Here is a 4,120-nt window from a genome sequence, read left to right on the forward strand (position 1 = left end):
CAGGTTATCAGTTATCAGTTATCAGTTATCAGTTATCAGTTATCAGTTATCAGTTATCAGTTATCAGTTATCAGTTATCAGTTATGGCTGAGTTTTTTTCAGAGAATTGAGTTCCCTGACTCCCAGTTTTCTGATCAACTTTTTTCCTGCTTCCTGATTCCCTTATCAACTATCTTCCCTATTCACTCCTAAGCGATTCCACAGGGTTCATTCGTGCTGTTTTCAATGTTCTTAGCAATACAATCAAAAGCGTGATGGACAAACCAAAGGAGGCAACGACTACAAAAGGCATCACTCCAATTTCTACTTGGTAGGCAAACCCATTCAACCACAAGTCTGTCATGTAAAAGCCTAAAGGCACCGTAATCAATAGCGCTATACCAATCAGCTTGACCATTTCTGTAGAGAAAAGCTTGAGTATTTGCATCACGCTGGCACCCAAAACCTTGCGCACACCAATTTCTTTAATGCGTTGATCTAACTTATAACTGATCAAACCAATGAGACCTAAAAGCGCTACAAACAGACTCAAGCCTGTGAAAATCGTAATGATCTGACTCATTTGCTTTTCACCATTAAACAGCGTATTGAATCGCTGATCAAAGAAATAGAAATCCAACGGCTCACTGGTAAACTGGGCGTAACGTGCTTCAATTTCCTTAATGGTTTGCCCCAATTCTTTCCCTTCTAATCTGATATTGAACTGGGAGGCATAATCTCTTTTAAAGAAGACCGTTGGGCCGATGGCCTTACTAAAATCGGCATAATGGAAATCCTCTACTACACCCACTATTTGTAAATCTGTCCCATTATTCCCTGCATTGAAACGCTTTTCATATAGTCCATCGCCAATCATTTTCGCGAAAGTTTCATTGACAATAATCACCTCCGCGTCTCCATCTATGGCCTCGTCAAAATCTCTTCCTTCTATAATTTTGAAACCCATCGCAGGCACAAACTCTGCATCAGTATATTTATACTGAACTCTGTAACTGGCTTCTTCTCCGCCAATTTCTACCACTGAAGAAAGTGGTAGGTTTCCAATCATACTGTAATGGCTGCCTGAGAAATTCTTTACTGCAGGGATTTTAAGCACTTCATTTTTAAAGGCGTTTACATTTTCATCTTCTGTGCCCAACTGAGATTTAGAATTGTCGACTACGATCACACCTTCCTTTTCGAAGCCCAATTCTTTGGTAAGTCCATAATTGAGTTGTTGGTAAACAAAAACTGAAAAAATGGCCAAGGACAGGGAAACCACAAACTGAAAAACGACCAATGAATTTCTGAAAAATTTACTTCCTTCACCTGAGCGATAATCGCCTTTAAGCACCGAAGCGGGCTTGAAAGAGGTAAGCACCAGAGCAGGGTAAATACCAGCACCAAGACCAGTAACTAAAGCCACGCCCAATGTGATCACGATCAAATTGGGGTAATCAATAATACTTACATCGAAATTAGGGAAACCAGCAGCCGACATAAGCTGTAATGCTCCTTCCGCCAAGCCTAAACCAATGATTACAGCACTCAAAGCCAACACCACTGATTCTGTGAGAAACCTGCTGATCAACTGGCTGCGCACCGAACCTAATACCTTTCTAACTCCAACTTCCTTGGCGCGTTTGGAAGCCTGAGCAGTAGCCAGATTCACGTAGTTAATGGCGGCCAATACGAGTATAAAGATGGCTATGCCCAAGAATATATAGAGGTAGCTTTTATTACCCGGGTTCGAAGCTTCAAACTGCACATTAGACTCTAAATGAACATCCGTGATATTCATAATTACAGGCTGGTAAGCCCTCACTTGCTCTAAATAAGTCTCGAAATCTTCTTCCGAACCATATAGATCATAATTCCGCTTCGCGAAGATCTCATCGGTTTGGGCTTGAACAGCAGCGACAGGTAAGGCGGTTTCTGTTTTGAAATAGGAATAGCCTGTGGTATATGAAAAATTGTCTTTTACTTGATCTTCGAACGACTGAGGCAAACGTGCCATCACATTAAATTTCAGCGTGCTATTGGGAGGTAAATCCTCCACAACACCTGTCACCTGATAATTTTCGATGGACATTTGAGTGGCCACTTCAACTAATTCTCCCAATGGGTTTGCATTGCCAAACATTTTATTGGCCATGGACTCCGTTAGAATCAGTCCGCTAATGTCATCTAAAGCCGTATTAGGATTGCCTAAAACAAACTTATGATCGAAAACTTTGAGGTAGTCCTTTGTAGCAAAAAAGGTATTCTCTTCAATAAAGCCTCTCCCATTATACTTTAAGGTGCTACTAGGGTTGGGCATTACATTTACCCAAGCCTCCACTCCTGCCATGTTCTGTTCCAGATAACTTAATTGCGCTACCGAGGCCAGCGCAAATGTGCTATGACCGATCCGGTAGGTGCGTTCATGGTCTTTGAAATGCTTATCGTAAGTGAACTCCTGATTGACATAAATAGCGATGAGAATAGCAGAAGCAAAACCAATTGCCAAGCCAGCAATATTGATTGCGGTATAACCTTTGTTCTTCTTAAAACTTCTCAGTATCGGCAACAAATTGGCTTTTATCATTGTACTTTGAGTTAATCAGTTATCAGTTAATGCGAATCTTTTTCAGAAAATTGAGTTCCCCCTCCGATGGTTCAGGATTGTTTTCTGATCAATATTTTCCTTTGGTCTTCCAGCTCTCCTTCATTCATTTCTTAAAATATTAGCTGGATTTACTTTCGATACTTTAAAGGATTGATACACCACGGGTATGGCCGCTATGACCATTGTTATTACCAAAGCAAAAATGAAAGTGAAGGCACTCAGGTCAATTCTATAAATGAATTCTGCGAGCCAGTCCTTCATGCCTAAGTAGACCAAAGGACTCACCACCACAAAGGCGATAATGATTAGAATCAAAAACTCTTTGGAAAGCAGAAATCCAATTTGCTGTACTTTTGCACCTAGTACTTTTCTAATGCCAAACTCCTTCAGGCGTTGCTCAGCAGAGAAAGACGTAAGTCCAATTAATCCCAAGATTGATATGCAAATGGCAATTAAAGAGAAGATGTTAAAAATCTGCCCAAGGCGAATTTCCTTTCGGTATTGACTATCATAGTACTCATCGTAAAACTGATACTGAAAAGGTCGGTCCGTTACCATTTCATACCACTTTGATTCTATTGCGCTCATAGAGCTTTTTATCTCAAGCGGATTAAGTCGGACATTCACGTATTGCTTTGGTGCTTTGGCATATACCAAAACGGTAGGCTTTACTTCAGCCTTTAGGGATTCGTCATGAAAATCTTTCATGACGCCAATTACCTGTTTTTCACCACCCCAAATTTTCATTTTTTTACCAAGAGCATTATCCCAACCTAGTTTTTTCTGTGCAGCCTCGTTAATAATCATGCTCTGTTCAGGCGCAATCTCTTGGTCTGTTGAAAAGGAGTTTCCCTCAATAATTTCCATACCCATGGTAGAAATGAATTTATCATCAACATCAAACAAACCGGTTATGAAGTATACATTGCTTTCGGCATTCTCATTCCCTTCTATTTCATTCAATTTCATGAAACTGACGGCATTATGCTGAAAAATTCCATTCGATAGAGAGACAGATTGAACGCCTGAAATTTGCTCTAATTCATTCTTAAATGCTTGTGCTCCTCCCCCTAATCCATCAAAAGCACTTATGTAAAGCACATGTTCTCGGTCATAGCCCAAGTCTTTGTTCTGCAAGTATGATAATTGAGATTGGATAATAATGGTGGCTACAATCAAGCCTTGCGCTATAAAAAATTGAAAAAACACCAACCCTCTTCTGAGGCCTGACTTTTCTCTAGTACCCGAATTGCCTGATAAAGCCTGTACTGGTTTGAATGAACTCAAACGAAGCGCAGGATATAGCCCTGAAGCTACGCCAACAAGCAGGCTCAAGCCAATTACAAAAACCACAAAATCAAGGCTTAAGTAAGAAAGCGAAAGTTGCCTATCGATTAAATCATTGTAAAATGGCAAAAGGCGCTCCGCGAGGGCAAAAGCAATGACCACACTAATAAATGTAAAAAGGAATGACTCTGATATGGTCTGCCAAATAATTTGACGTCTATCAGCCCCCATTACTTTTCTTAAACC

General features: G+C 40.4%; 2 protein-coding genes. Both read right to left on the reverse strand.

From position 1 onward, the window contains the following. Positions 1–178 precede the first annotated feature (178 nt). Entirely contained in the window at positions 179–2,566 is a 2,388-nt protein-coding gene (locus AWN68_RS11165) for an FtsX-like permease family protein (protein ID WP_068415457.1), read from the reverse strand. Positions 2,567–2,686: 120 nt separating this feature from the next. Beyond that, the coding region (locus AWN68_RS11170; protein WP_157716184.1) for an ABC transporter permease at positions 2,687–4,120 on the reverse strand (1,434 nt) is incomplete at its 5' end.

The organism is Roseivirga echinicomitans, from assembly GCF_001592935.1.
GTDB lineage: Bacteria > Bacteroidota > Bacteroidia > Cytophagales > Cyclobacteriaceae > Roseivirga > Roseivirga echinicomitans.